We start from the raw sequence: 25,385 nt of genomic DNA, 5'->3' as shown, positions 1-25,385 counted from the left end.
GTGATAAAACGCGTAAATATTGTAATGAAAATTTTTAGTATAACAAGAGTAGAATGTGTCAACGGACAAGATCACAAAATAGCTAAAATTGAGTCTTTCTTAATGAGAAAATTCCCCTTACAAAAATGGTATGATAATTAATCAATATAACTTTTTAGCAATATCTAACCAATCACGTTTAAATGGACGCCTGATGCGTTCACAAGTGTCCACAAGATTATGATGTACCATTTTGTCATTTTGAATCCCAATACAACACCCGAAACAACCCTTTAAGAGTAATTCAGTTGCATAAGCGCCCATTCTTGATGCTAAAATACGATCGTAAGCCACTGGCACGCCGCCTCTTTGAATATGTCCCAACACAGTAACACGTGTTTCTCTTTGAGTTTCTTGTGCAATATACCTAGCTAACTGATTAATATCACAAATATGTTCTGTAATAGCTACAATTGCATGTTTTTTTCCTTTAGCCAGTCCATCTTGAATCTCACGAACCAATCCTTCACGTGTCTCAGGGATTTCCGGCAAGACAATTAATTCACAACCACCCGCAATTGCAGCCGCTAAAGTTAGATCGCCACAGTATCGCCCCATTACTTCTACAATAGAAATACGTTGGTGAGAGGATGAGGTATCACGTAATCTGTCCATAGCTTCAACTATAGTTTCTAATGCGGTAAAATACCCAATCGTATAATCAGTACCGGGAACATCATTATCAATGGTACCTGGCAACGTTATGCACGGAAAACCTATTTCCGCTAAAGATTTAGCCCCCATATACGAACCATCACCACCAATTACGACTAGAGCGTCTATACCGCGTTTTTTCATATTGCTGACTGAAACATTACGTACATCTTTAAATCGGAAGCTTGGAAACCGCGCAGATCCTAAAAATGTTCCACCACGATTAATAATATCTGATACACTATAGCGATCAAGCTTGATCATCCTGTTTTCATAAAGTCCTAGATAACCATCATAAATACCAAAAATCTCTAGACCTTCACTAACACTAGTACGGACAACACCACGAATAGCCGCATTCATACCCGGAGCATCGCCGCCGCTAGTTAGTATACCAATTTTATTGATCATCCAAACCTCTCCACTCATTGATACAAAAATACGCATATTTCAAAAACTTAATACACAATAATGCTTTATCAACGTAAGAAAAATCACAATAGCAAAAATGCTAAAACTTCCATAAATTAAACTTTAATAAATTTAACTTTCCACTACATAGCACTCATTACACCAAAGTATCATATGGTCAATATTATTGTTCAGCATGAGGTCACAATATAATTGATATTATATTTTATGTTTCTCATATCGCTTCATAATATATTTTTCTACCTGCATTCAGTAACTGCTGACTTACCACTTGTTACTTCCAACTCCACTGATAAAGCTCTACAACATATAAGATACATATTACTTATAGAATACTTCTATTTTTTAACGTGTACCTTTGTGCTCTTGAGCTACGACAGAACAAGGGTCCTGATGGATAAGGACATCAGAACCAGGAAACTTATCTAATAAAGCTTGTTCAATTTGATCAGATAGCGTATGTGCTGCTAATAATGGTAATTCATCGTCCATTTCTAAATGAAACTGAATAAAACGCGTGGGACCAGATTGACGAGTACGAATATCGTGCGCGCCACGTATACCAGGCCACGCGGATACAATATTCACAATAGCCTGATGTTCTGCAATAGGTAAAGCACGATCTAGTAAGATCTGAATAGCCTCATGGGCCATACGCCATGCAGAGTATAAAATCCATAAACCAATATTCAACGCACAAAATGCATCAGCCCAATAAAAACCATACCAACTTAAAGCTATTGCTAATAAAATAGCGCTATTCATAACCACATCTGATTGGTAATGTAACATATCTGCGCGTATAGATTGACTCTGAGTCTGATGCACGATCCAACGCTGAAAGGTTACTAGAACTAATGTAGACAATAGAGAGATTACAGTGACTACAATTAATACTAAAGGCGCCTTAAGTTCTTGAGGAGAAACAATATTCTGCAAACCTGTTAAAAATAGAAAAATAGCCGAGCCACAGATAAACATGCTTTGAGCCAGCACCGCGAGAGACTCCGCTTTACCGTGACCAAATGTATGCTCAGCATCAGCTGGCTGCATGGCATAGCGTACTACTAACAGATTGGTTAACGAAGCTGCGATATCAACTAATGAATCAACTAAAGCAGCTAATACACTCACCGATCCAGTGTACCACCACGCACAAATTTTCATTATCAGCAAAAAAAAAGCAAGCATTGTAGCCGCTATGGCCGCCGTAAAAACCTTTCTTGTGTATTTTATATGCATAGCGGCTACCCACCAATTTCATAAAAACTATTTATATATATAACTAGTTATTCTTATCCAAAAGGAAGATACAACACACTTTGAATATTTAATAATCTTATAATGACTAAAAACATCTACTGAAAGCACTCCATCTTAACTACGAATAAACTTAAAAATCCCTAAAATAAGATCATCATACCTCCATATACACATGGAGGTATATAGTAATCATGTCTTTAAAACCATATCGAATGTCTACTTGAGATGGTTGTCAGTGTGTCAAACATAAAGGAATAAAAAACATGACATCATATTTCGTATATTTCTCTTTGCTAAATCCAGCGCCTCAAGGTAAGTACCAGTATATTACTTCTAATATACAGATTATGGTCATAACTAGTCTATTTTCTACTCTCAGGCATTTAATGCTATAGAATAACATACTGAACATTAGAAAATTATTTTTAAATAACACGACAATATCATTTATACTCTCATGATCGATCCTGTGCCATATACTATATGTTAGTAATTTTATGTAACATTACTAAGTAATATTGCAGTAAACATAGAATGACGATATTGCAACAAAAATACAAAATACATCGGTTTATCCCTATTAATTTTAAAATAGTCTCGCAAAGAGATAGAGATAGAGATAGAGATAGAGATAGAGATAGAGATAGAGATAGAGATAGAGATAACTTATAAGAATCAATATAATGATATATCTGCATTAGTATCAGGAATGATTGTGATCATGTTACAAAGCCATCACTAATATCAAGCGCTTATCTGAATAAAAGCAAAAAAATACATGAAATATGCATCATAAGCCTGTAAAGGTTTGTTTACAATAAAATAACCATGGTCTACCAACATGCATTTTTTAAATTTCATCTAACATCTATTTATAAATCTAATATCTATTTATAAAAAATACCATTATTGTTACCAACACTCACAAGGACATAAGTTGAGGATAGCAATAACGAGAAAAACGCATAAAAAGTATAAGAGAAGTAGGTTATGAGATCACCATGTGCTCTAAATATTGGATGCACAACGTCTGTGCAAGCTTGGTGAAAAATGAATGCTCTTATAGGTGCGCTATCTCATCGATTATCAGTCAATAGCTCTTCTGTACAAATAGAGCATTGTCATTCTAAGGTCTGCTATACACACATCTACTCCATCCTATTGCATCTGATAAATAGAGGTAATCTCATTAAAAAAAACACAAAACATTTTTACCGATAGCAGTCTCTTCTCCAATCTTTATGAACCTCTTTACATCCTAAATAACAATGATTCTCAGAAAGAACGCATTCAATATAATTTTATTATGTGACTATACACTAGATTTTTATAATACAGATTACTGAATAATTACGCACCCTGATGCTTATCTATGAAAAAAACATGCACGCTCTGATTGCTCGATAATATTTAGCATAAAATCACCCGTCATCCTACTAACTGAATTCTTCATGCTGCATTTGTCACACAAATACTCGAAAAATTATTCATGTGTTTCGATAGCTACCACCTAATGAGCTCACTGTCACTTCTATCAATCGGTTACATACAAACAATATGATAGTTTTCTGTACATCGATATCACTCATGATTACATACACCTTAACATCCAATAATTGAGTATGGCACTTTCATGAAAACTTCTTTCAACCTAATTGATAGTAAAAACGACCATCTCATATCCCACTCTTACATAAACCTCGTCTTGATGATGGTTAAAATTAATAGAGAGGCCTATAGTTAGAACCGGACCTTAAACTTATCCATCAGAGTCGCTCTTAAACATTCTTAATAATCTTTTACATCTTGCAAGTACAGATATTATTCATTCATAATCAGCAGAAAGAGTGTCAAATTCAGTTGCAGCAAGAAGAAAAAAATAATACGATATAAAAGTACTCAATGTATCTATGCCCTCTAAATAGCCGAAGTGGCGAAACTGGTAGACGCAGTTGATTCAAAATCAACCACCGCAAGGTATGCCGGTTCGATTCCGGCCTTCGGCACCATCAAACAATAATCTCATTATATGATGAGGGAGCTCTGCATCACACGCACCCATCAATTATTCACTATAGATATGTATCTAAGTAGAATTACTAAAGCAGAATGCATGTTGATGATGATCGCATTGAATAAAACATAGCCACACCTATCACTTCCTAAGATACAAACACCATGGAAAAGACATACAATCCAAAAAATATCGAACAAGAAATTTATAAGATTTGGGAAAAAAACGGGTACTTTAAATCCCGTAATCACCCACATCAAGAAAACTTTTGCATTATGATACCACCGCCAAATGTAACTGGCAGCTTACATATGGGTCACGCTTTCCAGCAAACACTCATGGATGCTATGATTCGATATCATCGAATGCAGGGAAAAAACACCCTATGGCAAACAGGTACTGATCATGCAGGGATTGCTACACAAATGCTAGTGACACGCAAACTTGAGCATGAAAAAAAGACACCGTTACCAAATTACGATCGTAATGCCTTAGTTGAAAAAATATGGCAATGGAAAGAAGAATCTGGAAATACAATTGCCAATCAAATGCGACGCTTGGGTAGCTCTGTTGATTGGGAGCGTGAACGATTCACTATGGACAAAGGATTCGCTGATGCAGTAAAAAAAGTCTTTATCCATCTGTATAAAGAAAAACTTATCTACCGTGGTAAGCGTTTAGTAAACTGGGACCCAAAACTATGCACTGCTATTTCCGACCTAGAAGTAGAACATATTGAAAAAAAAGGCTCTATGTGGTATATTCGATATCCGCTTGCTAACGGTTTAAAAACCTCTATCAATCAAGAGTATGTAGTTGTAGCTACTACAAGACCGGAAACAATACTAGGCGATACTGCAGTAGCTGTTCATCCCTCAGATATACGCTATAAAAATCTTATTGGGAAATCCTTAATTACACCGATACTGAATCGTCGTATTCCAATCATTGGTGACAAACATGTCAATATCGAAACAGGAACGGGGTGTGTAAAAATCACGCCAGGTCATGATTTCAATGATTATGATGTGGGCCAGCGTCACCATTTGCCAATGATTAACATCCTCACAAAAAATGGTAAAATTCGTAACCATGCCCAAGTTTACGATGCCACCGGTGAAAGCTCAGATATCTACCACTCTTACATTCCACAAGATTTCCATGATATAGATTGCCATGAGGCTCGAATTCGAATAGTCAATACTCTGCATAGGATAGGGTTACTAGAAGATATTCAGCCCCATAATCTCATGATACCATATGGCGAACGCAGTGGTGTTGTAATAGAAGCGATGTTAACAACGCAGTGGTACGTGCGTATGCGACCTTTAGCAAAGGTAGCTATAGAAGCAGTGGAAAGAGGTGATATTCAATTTGTACCACAAAAATATGCTAATATGTATTTCTCATGGATGCGAAACATCCAGGATTGGTGTATCTCGCGGCAACTGTGGTGGGGGCATCGTATCCCAGCCTGGTACGATACCTTTGGAAATGTTTATGTTGCTAACGACGAAGAAGAGGCGCGAAAAGAGTATAACCTCAACAAAAGTGTAACCCTAACCCAAGACATGGATGTATTAGATACTTGGTTCTCTTCTAGTCTCTGGACCTTTACAACTCTTGGGTGGCCGAAAAATACTACAGAGTTAAAAAATTTTCACCCTACCAATGTGCTCGTAAGCGGTTTTGATATTATCTTTTTCTGGATCGCCCGCATGATTATGCTCACTATGCATTTTGTAAAAGATACCAATGGAAAGCCTCAGATACCATTTAAAATAGTTTATATCACTGGCTTGGTCCGAGACGATGAAGGACAGAAAATGTCAAAATCCAAGGGAAATATCATTGATCCTCTAGATATGATTGATGGTATCTCACTCACAGAATTAATCCAAAAACGTACTAATAATATGATGCAATCCAAATTCACAGATATAATTCGTAAGCGTACCACTAAACAGTTCCCACACGGGATAGCGGCACACGGAACCGATGCACTGCGCTTTACCTTAGCATCGCTAGCATCTACTGGACGCGATATTAACTGGGATATGAAACGCCTAAAAGGTTACCGTCACTTTTGCAATAAACTGTGGAATGGTAGTCGATTTGTGCTTATGCATACCGAAAATTATGACTGTGGTTTTTATGGCGGTAAGATAGAATTATCTTTACCTGATCGCTGGATCCTGGCAAAATTTAATTACACAGTACAAGATTGGCATGACGCGTTAGGAAAGTATCGTTTTGATCTTGCTGCTAATATTCTGTATGAATTTACATGGAATCAATTCTGTGATTGGTATCTAGAGTTAACCAAAACAGTACTACAAAATGGTAGTAAATCTCAGCTACGAGGCACGCGTAACACCCTCGTGAATATCTTAACAGCCTTATTGTGCTTGGCACATCCACTTATTCCATTTATTACTGAAACTATTTGGCAGCGGATAAAGATTATCCAAAACATCAAAGATGAAACCATTATGCTACAACCAGTACCGCAATTCTCTATTAACCAAGTCAATGATACAGTTTTAGAGGATATGGAGTGGATAAAACGAGTAGTTATTGCAATACGTAATATACGTAATATAAATCATATCTCTTCAGCTCATCCGTTAGAATTACTGATTCGCACTAATAATGCCCGCATAATAAATCGCATACATGATAATAGTGACTTAATTAAAACAATATCCCATGTACAAACAATCAAAATCCTATCTACAAATGCCGAGTGCCCTCTTTCCTTTAATCAATTAATAGATGATACAGAAATAATAATTCCCATAGTTGATTTAGTGGATAAAAGTATGGAACTAGATCGTGTAACACAAGCCATTATAAAGTTAGAGCTAACAATAGATAAAATCCATATAAAACTAGATAACAAAGAATTTATAAAAATGGCGCCAGAAGCAATCATAATTAAAGAAAAAAAACACCTAAGAGACTGCAAATTAAAACTAGATAAATTCATAGAAACACGCCAAAAAATACTGTCTGTATAAATAATATATTTACGTCCATGAATTGATACGCCCAAATTTACCAATGCAATTAACGCTAGAATAATATTTTTTAAATTACCTTGTATGATATACTACCACTGTATTTTAGATACGCATGAGTATCATGATAGATATGTTATCTCCAACACAAGAGTTTGTTTTGGACCAATACACCAATCACTATTCTTCCTTTTAACGGTTCAAAAAAAACATGATACACAAAATTAATATTAAAGTGATAGATTGTAGGATTGGGAAAGATTTTCCTTTACCCACCTACTCCACTGCCGGTTCTGCTGGCTTAGACCTACGAGCATGTATAAATACTAAAGTACTTGTAAATCCTGGAGACACTCACTTAATCCCGACAGGCATAGCTCTATATATCTCTGATCCAGGAATAGCAGCTTTCATACTACCACGCTCAGGACTTGGACATATACATGGGATTGTGCTAGGCAATCTAGTAGGATTAATTGACTCTGATTACCATGGGCAAATTATGGTGTCAATATGGAATCGTGGAAAAATACCTTTTCTTATTACGCCTGGTGAACGTATTGCTCAAATCGTCTTTCTTCCGATCATCAAAGTGGAATTGAATATAGTTGATGACTTTCATACTAGTAGTATAAGAGGCTTAGGTGGTTTTGGACACACCGGACACCATTAAACATGTTTCACTCTGCAATGATTCAGAGCCTCGTTGTATTGATGGATATTAGAGCGTCATTGGTATATATATTAAGTTTAATGCCATGAAGTACACATAACATACCCATCACTCAACAAATGTCTTTTTGTTAAAATTATCTCACATCATGTTAACAAATATGCCAAATAACTTTCTAACTAACAATCTTCTGGTAAAAAATCATACATTACATACTCAGAACCTCATGTTTGCATGAGGTGTCTACTCTTAACAACAAGGGTTGCAAGATATCGCAAGATATCAATGTTGTGGTACATGCAATTATGCAAAAATATTTATCATATTAAATCTATATTACCTATACAAGGAACTTGTAAACAAGAACATAAAGTAAAATGTATAAGAACCATACCGCAGATTTCATGTGGAACTAAAAAGATCATCACAAACAATACTATTAATAAATATTATCTATCGTGTTCTAACCAAAATATTACGAGATTTATATTTTTTCTATAAAAAAACACAGATATAAACAAGAGGATCTTATCCTCTCACTATTTAAAATGTTAAAAAATAAAAATTTTTGATGCGATAAGATGAAAAACTTCGATTTCATACACAGAATCAGTTTATATGGGCAAAACTAACAAACTATGCCTCTTGTACTCTGACGCCAACCTTAATAATACCGTGCTCGGCTTTTTCAGCAACCGTCCAGAGGATGTTCTTCCACTCAATTTGATCACCTACTACAGGTGTTGCCCCGATAATACCTGCAACCATTTTACCAAGTGTTTGCTGAGTATCTGTTTCTGCGTCTAATTCAATCCCATAAATTTGTGCCACATCTTGTAAGAGGGCATCTGCCTCTAAAATAAAGTCACCAAAAAATCTCTGATCCGATACAGGTGGAGATTGACTAAACAATTTACCAAGCGCGGAAAGGTCACGTTCGCGACCAATAACACATAATACATCATTTTCCTTTAAACGTGTACTTCCAGATGGGTGTACTAATCTATTCTCACGGAATAGAGCAGCAATACGCGTTTCATAAGGCATACGCAAATCACGAAGTGCTGCTCCGATACACCATTTATCTGCACTAAGTTGATAAATAAACTGCTCCCATGGGTTTTGAGGATGAATATCCAGACCAATACGAGCAATTGGTGATGCCAGAGGGGGTACAACTACCCGTGCTTTACGCGCAGCCCAAGTTAGCGAGGTACCTTGCACCGTTAGTGACACTAAAACCACAAAAAAAGCAATATTGAAAAATAGAGAAGCTTGTGGTAAACCCGCCATCATTGGAAAAACTGCAAGTATAATAGGTAAGGCACCGCGTAATCCAACCCAACTTATAAATATACGTTCCCGAATATGAAAGCCACGAAAAGGTAATAACCCGATCATGATAGAGAGCGGACGAGCTATTAATATCAAACATAAAGATAATAAAGTCGCTGGTAGCGAAATTGACAAAAGATCACCAGGATTTACTAGTAATCCTAACACTAAAAACATACCAATTTGACTCAACCAAGCCATTCCATCAAAAATTTGTAAGATCCCATGACGATTTCGAATAGGACGGTTACCTAAAATAAAACCACATAAATACACCGCAAGAATACCACTCCCATCTAATATAGTCGTTAAAGAAAAAACTAGAATCCCTCCGCTTACCGCTAATAATGGGTATAAACCACTAGCTAACGATACACGATTAATCATCTGTAATAACGCCCAACCCCCACCCAAACCCAGAAGAACACCCAATCCAAATTGCTGAATAATATGCACCGCTAACATCCAATGCACTCCAGTGTTCTGACTTTGAATCATTTTAATGAGAGTTACGGTAAGAAACACAGCCATTGGATCATTACTACCTGATTCAATTTCCAGCGTAGCACTAACACGCTCATTAAGACCCTTTCCGCCTAAAAGAGAAAAAACTGCTGCAGCATCTGTAGAACCAATAATAGATCCAATCAAGAAACCATTAGATAAATTAAGACTAAATAACCATGAAGCAGCTAGACCAGTGACACCAGCAGTAATGAGTACCCCTACTGTCGCTAATGATAGAGCTGGACCTAACGCCACTCGAAAAGAACTCATTTGAGTGCGCATGCCTCCATCAAGAAGAATTATCGCTAAGGCAAGATTACTAATTAAGTAAGCAGCTGGATAATTATCAAAAGCAATTCTACCAATACCATCGACGCCAGCTAACATACCAATAACAAGAAAAATAACCAGTATAGGGATACCTAATTTTGATGAAAAAGAACTCAGCAAGATACTTGTAGCCACCAGCACTGAACCCACTATAAAAAGACTATGCATGACACTAGATTCCAATAGATATTTCTCCTATAAACATTAAAGATTACATGATGATCTAAAATTCTTCACTTTTAATAATTCTAAGAACCCTATGAATCATTCTACATAAAATTATACACATAGGATAACGCACAACACAAAACAACATAGACATGAATAATCCATTATGCTCACCTTCATAGTATGCATATAATTATTATACTAGATGATTTGAAATGTGATCTAACTAAGCCACTAGGGGTAATCGTACCTTTTCCATACTATGGACAAAATATTTCTTGAAATAATGAATATTTATACTAAAATGAAGCTGAGACAGCACAATGCTATAATTTCAAAGAAGAACGTAGTACCTCTACATCATGTAATATCACATCACATACAATAGACTAGGGAGTCATTAATTTTTTTCAGAATAGCGGAAGATCTATAAAAAGAAAATCCCAGTAATATTGTACAAAAACATTACTTGAGATACACACCATAGGCAGTATAAGTTCTAAGAAAACAAAATATAGTGATAGAAAAAATATCAAAAATATCATTTCTCTTCGAGCAGGTATACAAGATTCCTTATCTTTAACACATCATACTAAAACTTCTTTTATTTATACACTGAGGATTAGGATTAACATCATGCTCAAAAACATACAGCTCATTTTCAAGCGAATGTTATTTTTGATTATTAGTGTACTAAAAAATCACATGCCTTGATAGCACATAAAACTACCGCAATCCTTCCACAAAACTGAACATTTCACCATCCATATTAGTGGTTAAAATATTTTATATCTCAAAATCTATCGACATTCATACTACATTTTCAGTCATCATAGACCACTGAAAAGATAAAAAATTGCGAATGTACAACATTCTATGTTTCTCTTTCATTTATCTAGATAATATGAATACTTCGAGTCAATGTCTATATTAAGGGTTGCACTAATTGCAAATATAAGTAAACATACTTTACAAAAAAAAGAATACTTGGAAATATCTTAGTCGCACATACTGCGATAACACATACTCAATATTAGAGCTAACTATATATCTATTAACACAGCAGATCTGTTAACTGTTACTAGCTTACTATATACATAATTATGGAACATTCACTGAAGAAAAATGAATAATTAGCTATCATCCCACTTATACTTATAATCGTATTGCTACAATTAAGTATTGTACCGCCAAATTGATAAGAGCTATATCTAGTATATAGGATAAATCATGGAAAAACGGCATATAAATTTCTTGATGCTTTGTAAAACACTCAGTTTAATAATGGTTATTACTGCATTATTTGCTATCTTTCCACTTCATTTACTGCCTTGTTTTTTAACTGGGTTTCTAGTCTATGAGATTCTTCTAGGATTAACTCTTCTTGTAGAACGCTTTATCACAGGACAAGTGGCGCGATGGATTAGTATTACACTATTGATCATTCTGTTAGTTTTTATGCTATCCTTAGGGATACAAAAACTAATTCAATTTCTGATACATGACTTTCACAATCTTGCGGATTGTTATACTGCCGTAAGTCAACTACTACAAGATGCGCAGCGCACACTATCCCCCTTAATAACAAACTATTTACCATTGGATATGAAGGAGTTACAACAGACACTTCTAATCTGGTTAAATTCTAATCTAACGATGAAAACGTTTGGGCATAGCACAGCACATACTGCTGCAACCATGCTCATTGGTATGGTATTAGGTGCAATGATTTCACTACGTAAAGAAAGCACAGATCGCCTAAAAACACCACTCAAATATGCCATTCTAGATCGACTGCATATCCTTTCAGAAGCTTTTCACAATGTGATTTTTGCACAAATTAATGTATCCATAGTTAATACATTATTAACTGGATGTTTCTTATTTGGAATTCTGCCTCTTTTTGTACCACCTTTTCCATTTTCTAAAACAATTATAGTGCTAACTTTTTTTACTGGATTACTGCCAATCATTGGGAATTTAATTTCCAATACAGTGATTGTACTTATTGGGCTCTCTATATCCCTTCAAGCAGCGCTAATATCCTTAATATATCTTATATTCATTCACAAATTAGAATACTTTATGAATGCGCGTATTTTTAGTAGTTGTATTAACGCCAAAACCTGGGAAATTCTACTAGCAATGCTAGTCTTTCAATGTGCGTTTGGCCTATCAGGAGTTATTGCGGCTCCGATCTACTATGCATATATAAAAGCTGAACTGCGGGGAGCTGGTTTAGTGTAAAACTAAAACACCAATTTTAAATGAAACATCTACATCACTAAATAATCGTGATAAATCTCAATTTATCTGAAATAGCTTTTCTGTAATAATGATCCATCTATACAAAGATAATCTTACACTGATAATCCTATAATCTCATTGAGAAAGCGAACATACTTCATACCATGACCCCTGATAACTGATGCATCATTTGACAGGATGCCTTCTTAAGATATAAATTAAGTGCGATCTTTTTTTATAAAAATACAAAAGAAGCAAATTTTACTAGTATCATGGTGTATCATTAGATATTTATAATTCTTACTTTCTTTTTCTATGCCAACTATATGACATACAAAGCCATTGCTCTTAATCCAGAAAATCCATTGCAATTTATTGTGCTGCACAAACCTATTCCATACCCTCGTGGGTATGATCTTCTTGTTGAAGTTAAAGCTGTTTCCGTTAATCCAATTGATACAAAAATAAGGCAAAATGCAAAAAAAAATGGTTTGCATAAACCACGCGTACTAGGTTGGGATGCTAGCGGCATTGTATTATCCATAGGCAGCCTGGTACGCAATTTTAAACCAGGAGATACAGTTTTTTATGCTGGTGATATTACTCGCCCTGGCAGCAATGCTACACATCAACTAGTTGATTCACGAATTACCGGATATAAACCAAAAAAATTAAACTGGGCTCAGGCAGCTGCACTACCTTTGACAGCACTAACTGCATGGGAAGGGTTATTTGATCGCCTGCACCTTAATAATAATGATGTAAATAAAAAACTGCTTATCATTGGTGGAGCGGGTGGTGTAGGATCACTCGCTATCCCCTTCGCTAAATTATGTAGTACGGTAGAAGTAATAGCTACTGCCTCACGTGAAAAATCCATCCAATGGTGTATCAATCGCGGGGCAAATATAGTGATTAATCACACAAAAATGCCAGAGTCACTAACGCGATATCATATAGACCAAATAGATTATATTTTTTGTCTAAATAACATCGACGAACATTGGCCAGATATGTGTAAACTTATTTCCCCGCAGGGGAAAATTTGCACTATAGTAGAAAATGATGCCCCTTTAAGTTTTGAAGAAATAAAACGCAAAAGCGTATCTTTACACTTTGAATTCATGTATACACGTAGTTTATTTCATACTCCAGATCTCAGTCGTCAAGGAAAAATTCTTAACCACATATCACAAATGATAGATCAAGGAAAAATTACCACCTCTTTGAAAAAGGAACTGTATGGTTTAAATATAGATACTCTTTCTAAAGCACATGAGTTAGTTTTAGAAGGTCATATGTGTGGAAAGGCGGTAATAGTATACTAGTCAAGATATATTGTGCATGTTAATTTTTAAAAATAATATAAAAATGATATTATAAGTCTTATTGCTAATATAACTAACAATACAAGTGCGCATCTACAACCCTACCTCAATTAGTATTGATGCCAGAGATAGATCAAACGTGCTCATCGGTATTGAAAATAAAACCATAACTCTAAACAAAATAATCTTATCAGATGTATTTATACACTATAAAATAAATCACTATATGATAACACATATACACACTAAAATTGTATATCAATCCGAATTATCCAATACCACACATCACATTCCTCTATTACCACTGACTAAAATATGATATTTAGCATCGGCAGGCCACTTACTATCATTCGTTATCGTATAACATTATGATGCATGAATAGTACAAAAATGAGGCGCATCTAATATCTGTACGCTCTATATAAAATTTTTTCTTTCAAGTGATGCGCCTTTATTAGTAATAACTCCATATACTGCAAATGAGATCTAGTCACATTAGACTGTTAAGTTCTTTCTTGCTTCTAACAAACAAATAGTAACTCTCGATAGACCTAATAACTATTACGGTATATGATATATAGTATTAAGATAGCAATCATAACAACAAAAATAACACTGCATAGGTATTAAGTAAAACCACATTACACTCTGGTTATACAAGTTGTGCATATATCTCCTAAGGTTACCAAGATTCTTGTCTACATTCTGCAGTAATTAATGTATAATATTGATTATATGCCTAACCTTTGAATATATTGATGCGTAATGATTATTCAGATGTGTTGATACATCTCATATATAACCAATAGTTTATGACGCTATCATCTTTTAAAAACGCACTCTTAAAAATTATTCTGTACATCTTATTACTGCTATCATCATTTTGATGGACCAATCAGATGTGAATGATCTTTCATAGCATAATACATAAAGGACAGCCATCGTCTATGTGTCCACTCGAGTATTGAAAAACAGACTATAATAATATTATATTGATGACATGTGTTATAAATATGAATCAGTCACTCGTTTTATCTTTGCGCTATATCAGAAAAACTATCCTATTTCTTAGTACTAAATACAAAAACAAGATAATTAGTGTAATATAATCACAATATTTAAGATCTCAATAAGCATTTAAAGCTCAGAAAATCAGAACATTACGTGCTCCAAACTATGCAAGATTACTATCTGAAGGTAAGACACACCAAGAAACTATCACCATGAAACCTACTTTTCTGTTTTATGATTATGAGACTTTTGGAACAAATCCATCATTGGATCGTCCAGCGCAATTTGCTGCAATACGGACTGACATGGATTTGAACCCTCTGGGAGAACCAGAGGTTATTTACTGTTATCCAGCTAATGACTATCTACCGCAGCCAGAAGCGGTTTTAATCACGGGCATCACACCACAAATAACCTATTCACATGGTGTAAACGAAGCAGAATTCGCTCAACGTATTCATCGGATGTTCTGTGTACCTAATACATGCGTTGTAGGATACAATAACATCCGTTTTGACGATGAAATCAGTCGTTATCTGTTTTATCGAAATTTTTATGACCCTTATGCTTGGAGTTGGGAAAATCAGAATAGTCGGTGGGATTTACTAGATGTAACGCGAGCATGCTATGCCTTACGTCCTAATGGTATCAAATGGCCTAAAAATGATGATGGTTTCCCTATTTTTCGATTAGAGCGTATCACGGAAGAGAATCGTATCTCTCATCAGCGTGCACATGATGCCCTCGCTGATGTATATGCCACTATTGACTTAGCTCGGATCATTAAAGCCACACAACCTAAACTATACAATTTCTGCTATACTCACCGCCAAAAACATAAACTGAGAAATCTCATTGAAACAAATACAAAGAAAATACTAGTATATATATCAAGTGTCTTTGGTGCACAAAGAGGAAATGCTACGTGGGTCACTCCACTAGCATGGCATCCATATAATCGAAATGCGCTAATCACTTGTGATCTCGGTAAAGATATTACATCACTGATAAACCTGAATAACAAAGATGCAGTGAATATGCACTTACAGACTTACGATGACGTTTTTGATAAAAATACTCCATTCCTACCCTTGCAACTCATTCATACAAATAAATGCCCTGTTATAGCCCCCGCCAATACGCTGTGCAAAAAAAATGCACAGCGTATTGGCGCAGATATTCCATTTTATCTTGATAATTTTGTACGATTAAAAAAATACCCAAAAATATCAGAAAATGTCGTTCTATTATATCAAAAAAAAGAAAAAAGTTGCCTATCAGAAGATGTAGACACAAAGATGTATGACGGTTTTTTTAACGATGCTGACCGTCATATCATGCATACTATACACCACACTCCTATAGAAAATCTCATTAACCTTAATCTAATATCTTACGATAAACGCATTAAAAAACTATTATTTCGCTTTCGTGCACGAAATTTTCCAAATTCTCTCAGCGCTTCAGAAAAAAAAGACTGGCTAGAGCATAGACGTCATACTTTACATCCCGTACGCATTCAAGAATACATAAAAAAAATTCATATACTATATGATATACATCGGAATCACGACGAAAAGAAGAACTTACTGCAATCTTTATTGGATTACACAAAAAAAATCACATCTTCATTGTAAATGCTACTATACATATCACAGCATTCCTCATAAAGCTTAGTATGTGATACTAATTTTCAGTAACTGTATATGTATCATGGCCACATACTTATTATTAAGGTCCGCTTGCAGAGAGAAGATACGCTAATTTTAGTGATCAGAAAATTTTAACTCGCCACAAGCAACAAATGCAAAAGAGAAAAGAGAATTTTAACCACTCTTTTACAACTCATAGACGGATTTTAGTCTGTATGTATTATTCATATAATGTCATATAAAACACCATGCATCTCGCTCACTACATAGTCTGTATGTAAACATTGTATGATCTCACTACACCTTCTAATGGTAGATATTAATACCCATATACATCGTATCTAAATACTAACTACCGACATCTGCGGTTCTAAATATCTTTTCCCTAGTCTCTATGTCTACAGAGGAATAGAAAACTAGCCATACTAGATGATTTATGCACGATACAAATCTAGTATAGAGTTGTGGTCATTAAAAAAATATCGTAATATTAACACTAAAACAAAACCATAAGATATAATATAAACAAGTCCATCTCTCTAAAAATTCAAAAAAACTAATGGCAACAATCTCTATTACCTAAAAAATAGGTGGTATATGTAAAATGTTCATAGAATGTGTATTGATGCAAATCATGTAATCGATAGTATTGACATGCTATATATAAAAGAGAAATATGTGTCTGTCTGATTGAGGGTTCTCTGAGTGACTAAATAATATTGATAAGAGCACCGCACATCGCTTAACTAGGGTATTTTTGTGATCATATACATCAATGTATACATATATAAAGAGAAAAATCATTGATTATGCTATCGATCAGCTCGTCAAACTACAATATTACTTTGATAATAAAGATTCTTATAAAACACTATGACACAAAGCATACTAAATAGACACTTAATATTACTTACTATACTTTCTGAAAGTCGCAACATACTGCGCTTATAAATATAGACTTCACACCCGTACAAGCCATACAAGCTATACACATAACAAATATTATCAATCATTTTAGATGCTAAAACTATCATGCTCTCTCCTAAAGACACATACAGTGATAACTACGCAATGTAATTTAATAATTAGGCGACACGCTCACTACTTTACAATCATTCACAAGATATACAAATTCAGACAATATATGATAGATATTACGCTAAGCAAATACGTATTAGAAGTTGATCGTCATCTGACGCTGCTCTATTTACACCCATGCGCATACAAAATGCGCCATCATTTGGATCACTCAAAAAAATAATCACTATACGTCTTATGCATTTTTCATATTTGGGGTATATTTTTGGACAAAAAGCTCGATATCAGCGCTCTCACCGCCCTAGTGCTTAGTTCAATGCTAGGTGCAGGTATTTTTAATTTACCGCAAAACATGGCTGAAGTAGCCAGCCCTGCAGCATTATTGATAGGTTGGAGCATTACTGGATGCGGCGTTATATTATTAGCCTTAGTATTTCTTTTATTAAGCAGACTAAAACCTAATCTCGAAGGAGGTATTTTTATTTATGCGCAAGAAGGTTTTGGTAAATTTATTGGCTTTTGTTCTGCTTGGGGATATTGGTTATGCACAGTGATTGCAAATGCTTCTTATTTGGTCATTGTGTGTTCTGCCATAGGGTTTTTTATTGATTCTCCAAAGCATATTATTTTTGGTGATGGTAACACATGGCAGGCTATGCTATCTGCTTCACTTTTATTATGGCTGATTCATGCACTAGTTTTACAAGGTATTCGGACTGCAGCTAGTATTAATTTCATAGCAACATTAGGTAAGTTAATTCCTTTAGGATTATTTATTCTGTTAGCAGCCTACGCCTTTCAGTATCCTTGTTTCTGTTTGGATTTTACTGGTCTATCTCTAGGTAAATCAGTATGGCAACAGGTTAAGGATAGTATGTTAGTTACTCTCTGGGTGTTTATTGGCATTGAAGGTGCAGTAGTTATGTCATCACGCGCGCGTCATACGCAAGATATTGGTCGCGCCACCATAGTTGCAGTGCTCATAACCTTAGCAATCTACTTACTGATTAGCCTGCTATCATTAGGAGTGATACCACGAGCTGAATTAGCTACAATGCATAATCCATCCATGGCTGGGATAATGAATTATTTAATTGGCCCTTGGGGTAGTATCATTATTATCGCTTGTCTCATTGTTTCAGTATGCGGGGCATATCTAAGTTGGACAATTATGGCTGCAGAAATCCCATTGATGGCTGTAAAAAATAGCGCGTGTCAAATTCACCGCCTACAACTGGAGCATAACAATAACGCCCAAAAATTTTCTCTGTATCTAACTGATCTCTCCGTTCAACTTTGTCTAATTGTCATTTGGATCACTAATTGCAATTATAACACCTTATTAACTATCGCCTCAGAAATGATACTCATACCATATTTGTTAGTCGGAGCTTATCTCTTTCAAGTAACACGAGAATTAAATAAACCTATTATAAGTTTTGTATCCATTGGTGCTAGCGCCTATGGGATATGGCTCCTATATGCATCAGGGCCTTTCAATGTACTACTATCACTATTATTCTATGTACCTGGTATGATTATATTTTTAGTAACTCATCAAAAACAGAATAAAAAATGGATCAATATTTAAAGAGTCTTATTGATATAAGACCACATTATTAAAGTAACTTAACTATACCACGTGATCTAAATCTTTGATTATTATAATGATGATCAACGTAATCTTATTTCATGCTCTTATTGATCCCAAGCGATAGTAGTTCACATTCCCACTGTAATCTATTATATGTAAATTATTTGCAGTATGATGTATCATAAAAATAGCATCTTAATGCACTATATTTATGATGCATGTTTGTGATAAGTAATTAAGCGTTCTTGAGTACAGTGTATGTTATAATAATCATTATGCATATTTAGAATGGAATCTATATATAGTATAAATCAGAACCGCTACATTACATACTTTTGTATATCAATGCGTAAAAAGATAATAAGAAAAGATTAACAACATCATAAAAATATGTCTAATACACCACCTAGTAATATATTGCAATATGAACGCTCCGCTTATACTAGATCAATCATCTTGAATACTTACTAGACAACCGGTTTTTCATCCCTATTGTATTTATTGCATATCTAGCATGGATCTAGGCATGCGACTCACTGGATCTCTATAGCTCCATAGCCAGGTTTAAACAGTCCATGGATCGACACATCCTTCTGTGTATTTTTTCTCTTCTGTATTTCATGATACATGTTTACTGATACAAAATATGCTTCTAACCATCATAAGCACCAAGAAATATCACTTCTCACACATTACTAAAATATCAATAGACCGAAACTGAAATAACTTCCAAATATATAATGTAATGGGATATACAATATTAATTTTTCAATTTATAGTTAGTCTATGATGCGAATCGTTCAAAAAACATTCGATAGCCATTGAGCGAAAATAAATTTCGGCTTTTGTATAAACCGAACACAGATTGTTACAATGATAATCTTAATACAACAATCAATAAAAAGTATATTGTCTAGCCTTAGAGAGATCTTCTGAAAGGTTTCATTAGTTATATTTCATATAATATATATATCAATCTACTGAGAGTTTTTTAACAAGTAAACCTCCATCATTTGCTTTTTAGTCATCATAAATACTCCCTCTCCACCTTGATCTAATTGTAGCCAAGTAAAAGGTATCGTTGGATGATTTTTAATCAAATTGACCATACTATCGCCCACTTCGCAAATCAGCACGCCATGCTCACTAAGATAATTAACTGCTTGATTGATAATCAGTAAAGATATTGCTAAACCATCCTTACCACCTGCTAAGCCTAATCTAGGTTCATGATGATATTCATGTGGTAAATTATTGATATCATCATCACTAACATATGGCGGGTTTGCAACAATTAAGTCATACTTTTTGTGGAGTAAAGCACTAAATAAATCAGAGCAAACAGAGTGCACCCTTTTCTCTAGACCATACGTACATATATTTTTATTACTGACCTCCAATGCAGCGCTAGAAATATCTACTGCATCAACCGCTGCGTTTGGAAAAACAAGAGCACAGGCAATGGCTATGCATCCGCTACCTGTACACATATCAAGGATATACCGAGGTTCACTCTGAAGAATTCCAGAAAATTTATGACTAATTAACTCACCAATAGGTGAACGAGGCACCAAAACACGCTCATCAACATATAATTCACAACCACAAAACCAAGACACGTTTGTTAAATACGCTACAGGAATACGCTCACGTACACGACGATGAACACGTGCAATAATACGATGCCTTTCGCTAGGTGTCAGTCTAGAAGCTAGTATACTTTCTGGACTCTCCATTGGCAGATAGAGGGTAGGCAAAATTAATTGTATAGCTTCGTCCCAGTGATTATTACTACCGTGGCCATAATATAAATTAGAGGAAGCAAAGAAGCTCACAGACCATCGTAACACATCATTAATTGTCTTTAATTCATTGACTAACTCGTTAATAATACTTTTATCCACACCCCCCCCCACCAGGTATACTATTAGCTATCTTGAATTATCAGCTCCTATTTTTGCAAAAGTATAACACTAAATACCGTGCGTGTACTGATACTTCATGCAGTCTAATCACTACTGAATAATCACACATATGAAACGCTTGAGTGAACCCTTATACATATCTAAAACTACCACTATTCCATCATTAGCCCCTAATATTAGAGATATAAATATTAAGTATATCCTTTGTCGGCATCAATCACTTGAATGTTTTAATCACTAATAACTCTACATGCTATCACATGATAACTAATAGCATTATGATTTGTTGCTATGTATTTTAATATATTAAAATTACTTGATATATTTTAGATACACGTACAATTGCAAGAAAAAATAACATCTCCATGCGATAAAAACGATCAGCATGAAGAGTATAAAATATACTACATATATTCTACTGTATAACGACTGCGTAACGTTACAATATCTTTAACATACAATGACCTTCATCTGTACAGTTAGCAAAAAATCCCACTTCTATGATCCACAAACAAAGAGTACAAATTATATATATACAGTAACTGTTAAAGATATCTTTACTTATCCGCACTATAACTTTAAAATATTTGATATGACGCAAGTCTGCAATACCAGCTTTTAGTGCGCAATAAGAAACAAAAGAGAGAAAAATAGCATCATTGTAATGAATATATTAAAGAGTGGTGATTTACATGAAAAAGCCTCGCAAAAAGACACAAGATTCTATTCCCTTAAATAGAAATTTCTAATCTAAGCATATACTGCAGCACATCTATAGCTATAATGCAAACCCTTTACCGCCATGAAAATTAGCACAATATGATTTCATCCTATATGATTATATAGGGTGCTACCAAACATCTTTTCACAAGACATATACATTTTCAGTTCATAAAAATGCACGTAAAACATACAATATCACACCTTAGCTTTTGCAAAGTCAAATTAATGAAAAACCGCACCTACAAAAATGATATAATTTATCTTTTGAGGAACATAGCATGATAAAGATAGGTGTCACTATTATCAGTCAACAAAATACTGTTAGATACCGCATATATACATATAATGTATAATCCATATTAATTTAATTATAACTCAATTAGCCAGCATGCATATAGCATATATGTTTATCTATGTCTATGCTCTATTCATTTTATGTCATATCACTCTCAATAGACTAAATGTTCTACAAACTACTATGCATAGAAAATATTGCAATGACAAAGCAAGCATACACACACTCTCTCGAAATATGTACTAACTCTCCGACTGCCATTAATCTTTTGAATACATTCAAATACCAGACTTATACGCTAAATCACTAAACACAAAACCTAATACACGCTCATGTGCATCCCTCGACCACAATAGCGCTACTGTAGTATCTAAATACTATGTTCAATGAAACTATTAAGATCATAATATAGGTGTGGTACCATGTAATACATAAGTCGCTCCTGTTATGTAAGAATATTAAATATACTAGCTTCATCTTTCTCTTTCTGGTTCACATAATGACTAACTACTTGCTACTGTTTATAAGTACTGTACTAATAAATAATTTTGTATTGGTAAAATTTCTTGGTCTCTGCCCTTTTATGGGAGTCTCTAAAAAACTGGAGACAGCAATTAGTATGGGTTTTGCTACAACATTTGTAATTACCCTCGCTTCCATCTGTTCTTGGTGCGTAAATATTTTAATTCTAGTACCGCTAGATCTAGTTTATTTGCGTACTACGACATATATTCTATTGATTGCTTCTGTAGTTCAATTTACTGAACTAGTAGTACACAAAACTAGCCCACATCTTTATCGACTGCTTGGTATTTTCCTTCCACTCATTACTACTAACTGCGCAGTGCTAGGAGTACCTCTATTAAGTGTACACCTTCATCATACGTTTATGCAGGCAGCTCTCTATGGATTTAGCGCCTCGATGAGTTTTTTACTAGTTATAGTGCTGTTTTCCGGTATGCGAGAACATTTAGCGCTTGCGAACGTACCAGCACCATTTAAAGGGTCATCGATTACCCTCATTACTGCTGGTTTAATGGCAATGGCATTTATGGGTTTTACTGGACTTATTAAAGCTTGATGAATACTATCTGGACGGCTATTACTATTTTAAGCATCATTAGTTTAATTTGCGGAGGTTTATTAGGGTATGCCTCGCACACGTTTATGGTAAAAGATGATCTTCTTATTGATCAACTTGATACCGTTTTACCACAAAGTCAGTGTGGACAATGCGGATATCCAGGATGTAGACCATATGCACATGCTATTAGTAAACACAATGAAATGATCAATAAATGCGTCCCTGGTGGGGAGCCAACCATGCTCAAAATAGCAGAAATTCTCAATATTGAGCCACAATCCCTTCGTGACACATCTATGCGCACACCTAAGCATAAAATCGCATGGATCCGTGAAGAGCACTGCATTGGTTGCATGAAATGTGTTCATGTTTGTCCGGTAGATGCTATTGTTGGTGCCAAACGCACGATGCATACAGTAGTCAGTGACATCTGTACCGGATGTGATTTATGCGTGTCTTCTTGTCCCACCCACTGTATTGAGATGCACATCACATCTACTACAACTGTTATACCTCACGGAAATTTCAACTACATTCCTATAGAACGAGTGATCATGGTACCCCCCGATGTTAAAAATATTTAATAAAGTAAAACAAAATAAGATCTGGAAGTTTAAGGGCGGAATTCATCCACTAGATATGAAATCTCAATCTAATAACACGCCACTACGACGATTACCGCTACCAATAAGTTTTATTTTACCCATTCAACAACATGTAGGACCAGAAAGTGAAATTAGCGTTCAACCAGGTGATAAAGTCTTAAGGGGTCAAGCTCTTACCTTTGGTAATGACCAGATGTTACCAATTCATGCCCCAACTTCTGGTACTATTACCAAAATAGATAAACATATGACAGCTAGTGCCTCTATGTTAGAAACATGCTTATTTATTACACCAGACGGAAAAGATGAATGGCAAAAGACACCACGATTAAGTAACTATCGTAATATCGCCCACTCTCAACTTATAGACATAATACATCAAGCTGGTATAGCAGGTCTTGGTGGGGCGGGGTTCCCAACCGCGCGTAAGATTCAGTACGGGATTCATAAGGTAGACACATTAATTATTAATGCCGCTGAGTCTGAGCCCTATGTAACAGCCGATGATCGATTAATGCAGGAGTGCGCTGAGGAAATTGTAGAAGGAGCTCGTATTTTAGCCTGGGTCTTACAAGTACGTGAAATATTTATTGGCATTGAAGATAATAAGAAAAAAGCTATTCGAGCGCTCCAGAAAGCCCTCAGTTTCTCTTCAGATATTTGTATTCGTATAATACCAACAAAGTACCCCTCGGGGGGGGCTCAACAGCTAATATACATACTTACTGGTAAAGAGATACCTCACGGTAAACACGCTTCTGACATTGGTATAATCATGCAAAATATCGGTACTACTTTTGCAGTCAAGCGTGCGATAATGAATGGCGAATCACTCACTGAACGCGTGGTAACAATCACTGGTGCGTCCGTAATAAACCCCGGTAACATTTGGGTCAGAATAGGTACGCCCATTAGTTACTTGCTGCAAAATACTGGTTTATATCAAAAAAATCAGCAAATTATAGTGATGGGAGGGGCGCTCATGGGTGTAACCATACAGAGTGATTGCATTCCAATAACAAAAACAACTAATTGTATTATTGCGTCGTCTACGAAAGAAGTAAAGAACAATATGCAAGAAGAAAACTGCATTCGCTGTGGTCAATGCGCTGATGTATGCCCAGTCTCCTTACTTCCACAACAACTATACTGGTTCAGTCAAGGCCGTGATCATATTAAGGCTCGTGCATATAACATTGAAGATTGCATTGAGTGTGGTGCTTGTGCATATGTCTGCCCTAGCCATATACCACTCGTGCAGTATTATAAAAAGGAAAAAGCTTTAATTCAGGCACTAGATCTGGAAAGCCAACGCTCTAAACTTGCTAAGTCTCGCTTTGAAGCAAGGCAAAAAAGATTATTACGCACAAATTCCAAAACGATTAATGCATGCATGTCAAAGCATGCATAATAAAATTATATATTTTCTGCGATATGACACTCTGTGG

General features: G+C 35.2%; 12 protein-coding genes, 1 tRNA gene and 1 pseudogene. 10 read left to right on the top strand and 4 right to left on the bottom strand.

Annotated features, from left to right (window positions below; translation table 11 throughout):
* Positions 1-141 precede the first annotated feature (141 nt).
* The gene (gene pfkA / locus ERCILAFE3058_RS00255) at positions 142-1,104 is read right to left on the bottom strand and encodes a 6-phosphofructokinase (protein ID WP_157989507.1); all 963 of its coding nucleotides are present in this window, start codon (positions 1,102-1,104) and stop codon (positions 142-144) included.
* 366 nt (positions 1,105-1,470) lie between these two features.
* On the bottom strand, positions 1,471-2,367 hold the full coding sequence (fieF, locus tag ERCILAFE3058_RS00250) for a CDF family cation-efflux transporter FieF (RefSeq protein ID WP_157989506.1): 897 nt from the start codon (positions 2,365-2,367) through the stop codon (positions 1,471-1,473).
* A gap of 1,945 nt (positions 2,368-4,312) precedes the next feature.
* Here fieF and ERCILAFE3058_RS00245 point away from each other — a divergent pair.
* From ERCILAFE3058_RS00245 to dut, 3 genes are all read left to right on the top strand, one after another.
* Positions 4,313-4,397 (top strand) — tRNA-Leu (locus ERCILAFE3058_RS00245).
* A 169-nt stretch (positions 4,398-4,566) separates the two neighbouring features.
* Positions 4,567-7,422, top strand: coding sequence for a valine--tRNA ligase (locus ERCILAFE3058_RS00240; protein ID WP_157989505.1), 2,856 nt, complete (start codon positions 4,567-4,569; stop codon positions 7,420-7,422).
* A gap of 211 nt (positions 7,423-7,633) precedes the next feature.
* Complete coding sequence (gene dut, locus ERCILAFE3058_RS00235; protein WP_157989504.1) at positions 7,634-8,095, top strand: dUTP diphosphatase; 462 nt, start codon at positions 7,634-7,636, stop codon at positions 8,093-8,095.
* A 636-nt stretch (positions 8,096-8,731) separates the two neighbouring features.
* Here dut and ERCILAFE3058_RS00230 read toward each other — a convergent pair.
* Complete coding sequence (locus ERCILAFE3058_RS00230) at positions 8,732-10,435, bottom strand: potassium/proton antiporter (protein ID WP_414973846.1); 1,704 nt, start codon at positions 10,433-10,435, stop codon at positions 8,732-8,734.
* 1,230 nt (positions 10,436-11,665) lie between these two features.
* On the opposite strand from ERCILAFE3058_RS00230, the gene ERCILAFE3058_RS00225 reads away from it, so the two are divergent.
* From ERCILAFE3058_RS00225 to ERCILAFE3058_RS00210, 4 genes are all read left to right on the top strand, one after another.
* Positions 11,666-12,682, top strand: coding sequence for an AI-2E family transporter (locus tag ERCILAFE3058_RS00225; RefSeq protein ID WP_157989502.1), 1,017 nt, complete (start codon positions 11,666-11,668; stop codon positions 12,680-12,682).
* A 326-nt stretch (positions 12,683-13,008) separates the two neighbouring features.
* Positions 13,009-14,010: a zinc-binding alcohol dehydrogenase family protein gene (locus ERCILAFE3058_RS00220; protein WP_157989501.1), complete on the top strand. Its 1,002-nt coding sequence runs from the start codon at positions 13,009-13,011 to the stop codon at positions 14,008-14,010.
* Between the two features lie 1,223 nt (positions 14,011-15,233).
* Complete coding sequence (sbcB, locus tag ERCILAFE3058_RS00215) at positions 15,234-16,658, top strand: exodeoxyribonuclease I (RefSeq protein WP_157989500.1); 1,425 nt, start codon at positions 15,234-15,236, stop codon at positions 16,656-16,658.
* Between the two features lie 1,318 nt (positions 16,659-17,976).
* Positions 17,977-19,302 (top strand): basic amino acid/polyamine antiporter, encoded by a 1,326-nt coding sequence (locus ERCILAFE3058_RS00210; protein ID WP_157989499.1) that lies wholly within the window; start codon positions 17,977-17,979, stop codon positions 19,300-19,302.
* 980 nt (positions 19,303-20,282) lie between these two features.
* Here the strand turns inward: ERCILAFE3058_RS00210 and prmB are convergent.
* On the bottom strand, positions 20,283-21,209 hold the full coding sequence (gene prmB, locus ERCILAFE3058_RS00205; RefSeq protein ID WP_157989498.1) for a 50S ribosomal protein L3 N(5)-glutamine methyltransferase: 927 nt from the start codon (positions 21,207-21,209) through the stop codon (positions 20,283-20,285).
* 1,538 nt (positions 21,210-22,747) lie between these two features.
* Between prmB and rsxA the strand changes: the two genes are divergently transcribed.
* The 3 genes and pseudogenes from rsxA to rsxC all read left to right on the top strand — a co-directional run.
* The gene (gene rsxA, locus ERCILAFE3058_RS00200; protein ID WP_157989497.1) at positions 22,748-23,329 is read left to right on the top strand and encodes an electron transport complex subunit RsxA; all 582 of its coding nucleotides are present in this window, start codon (positions 22,748-22,750) and stop codon (positions 23,327-23,329) included.
* Positions 23,329-23,916, top strand: coding sequence for an electron transport complex subunit RsxB (rsxB, locus tag ERCILAFE3058_RS00195; RefSeq protein ID WP_157989496.1), 588 nt, complete (start codon positions 23,329-23,331; stop codon positions 23,914-23,916). Before rsxA ends, rsxB begins: the two co-directional genes overlap by 1 nt.
* Positions 23,900-25,303 (top strand): annotated as a pseudogene (gene rsxC / locus ERCILAFE3058_RS00190) (electron transport complex subunit RsxC); the annotation flags it as partial. The gene rsxB and the pseudogene rsxC, both read left to right, overlap by 17 nt.
* Positions 25,304-25,385: the final 82 nt, after the last annotated feature.

The sequence above is a fragment of the Candidatus Erwinia haradaeae genome (assembly GCF_900698955.1).
GTDB classification, from domain to species: Bacteria; Pseudomonadota; Gammaproteobacteria; order Enterobacterales; family Enterobacteriaceae; genus Erwinia_E; species Erwinia_E haradaeae_G.
This window is presented reverse-complemented; position numbering and strand designations above follow the sequence as displayed.